General features: G+C 67.2%; 2 protein-coding genes. Both read right to left on the bottom strand.

Annotation, left to right across the window (positions count from 1 at the left end):
- Nucleotides 1-926: cbb3-type cytochrome c oxidase subunit I (locus VGB60_RS05380; protein ID WP_331037236.1), on the bottom strand; the 926-nt coding region annotated here is incomplete at its 3' end.
- Nucleotides 927-950: 24 nt separating this feature from the next.
- Nucleotides 951-1998, bottom strand: a 1048-nt coding sequence (coxB, locus tag VGB60_RS05375; RefSeq protein WP_414644470.1) for a cytochrome c oxidase subunit II, incomplete at its 5' end; no start/stop codon positions are given.

Raw genomic sequence — 1998 nt, 5'->3', positions numbered from 1 at the left:
AGATAGCCGAAGATCGGCTTGCGGCTGAAGGTGGAGACGATGTGGCTGACGATGCCGAAGCCCGGCAGGATCAGGATGTAGACCTCCGGGTGGCCGAAGAACCAGAACAGGTGCTGGAACATGACGGGGTCGCCGCCGCCGGCCGGGTTGAAGAAGCTGGTGCCGAAGTTGCGGTCGGCCAGCAGCATGGTGATGGCGCCCGCCAGGACCGGCAGCGACAGCAGCAGCAGGAAGGCGGTGATCAGCACCGACCAGGCGAACAGCGGCATCCGGTGGATGGTCATGCCCGGCGCGCGCATGTTGAAGATGGTGGTGATGAAGTTGATCGCGCCGAGGATCGAGCTGGCGCCCGCGACGTGCAGCGAGAAGATGGCGAGGTCCATGGCCGGGCCGGTGTGGCCGGTGGTCGACAGCGGCGGATAGATGGTCCAGCCGCCGCCGAAGCCGCGCCCCGGGCCGCCGTCGACGAACATCGACAGCACCAGCAGGATCCAGGCCGCGACCAGCAGCCAGAACGACACGTTGTTCATGCGCGGGAAGGCCATGTCCGGCGCGCCGATCATGATCGGCACGAACCAGTTGCCGAAGCCGCCGATCATCGCCGGCATGACCATGAAGAAGATCATGATCAGGGCGTGGGCGGTGACGGTGACGTTGTAGCCGTGCTTGGACGCCTCGACGAGGCCGAGCTGCTGGATCACCGAGCCTTCACGGAAGATCTGGATGCCCGGCTCGGCCAGTTCCCAGCGGATCAGTCCGGACAGGATGCCGCCGACCAGGCCCGCCATGATGGCGAACAGCAGGTAGAGGGTGCCGATGTCCTTGTGATTGGTCGACAGGAACCAGCGGGTGAAGAACCCGGGCTTGTGATCGTGATCGTCATGACCGTCGTGGTCATAGGCGAGGTTTTCGGCTGCGGTGGCCATGATCTGTGGGGCTCTCGCGTATCGTTATCGGGCCGCGGGCGCGGCGGCGGTGTCAGGAATGGCCGGCGCCGAGGCCGCGTTGGGCGAGCGGTCGACCGCGCCGGCGTCGGCGGGCGGCTGCCCGGCGGGGGCCGTGGCGGCCGGACCCGTTTGCATCGCGTCGGAAGAGACGTTGCGCGAGGCCGTGGCTCCGGTGGTGCCGGCGGCGATCTGGGCCGAGGTCCCGCCGGGCGCCTGCTCCGGCGTGCGCGGGGTCATCGACCCGCCCTTCGACGCCACCCAGGTCTCGAACTCGGCCTGGGTCACGACGCGGATCTCGATCGGCATGAAGGCGTGATCGACGCCGCAAAGCTCGGAGCACTGGCCGTAGAAGGTGCCGACACGGTCGGCGCGGAACCAGGTCTCGTTGACCCGACCTGGGATGGCGTCGGTCTTCAGGCCGAAGGCCGGCAGGGCGAAGGCGTGGATGACGTCGGCGGCGGTGACCAGAACGCGCACGGTCTTGCCGACCGGCACCACGATGGGCTCGTCGGCGGCCAGGCGGTACAGGCTGTGCGGCAGGCCGCGCTGGGCCAGTTCCTCTTCCGGCAGCATGTTCGAGACGTACTCGGCGATGCCCTGGTCCGGGTACTCATAGGCCCAGTTCCACTGGTTGCCGGTCGCCTTCACCGTCAGGTCCGGGGTGGGCATGTCGTGATAGGCGAACAGTAGGCGGAACGAGAACAGCGAGATGAACACCAGGATCAGGACGGGAAGGACGGTCCAGATCACCTCGACCAGGGTGTTGTGGCTCCACTTGGCCGGAACCGGGTTCGACTTCTTGTTGTAGCGGACGACGATCCAGATAATCAGGCCCAGCACCAGCAGGGTGATGAAAGTGATCACCGGCATAAGCACGGCGTCATGGAAGAAGTGCGCCTGGACCTTCAGGGGCGACGCCGCCGGCTGAAGCCCGAGCGCGCCGTCGGTCGGCTGACCGATCAGTTCCTGCGCCCAGCTGGGCGTGGCGGAGAATACGGCCAGGCACAGCGCGGTGAAACCGCCGCCGATCAACGCCCGGGCCCGCGTGCCC

Source organism: Brevundimonas sp. (genome assembly GCF_036399195.1).
GTDB lineage: Bacteria > Pseudomonadota > Alphaproteobacteria > Caulobacterales > Caulobacteraceae > Brevundimonas.
The sequence above is the reverse complement of the archived record's forward strand: the minus strand, read 5'-3'. Positions and strand labels throughout refer to the sequence as shown.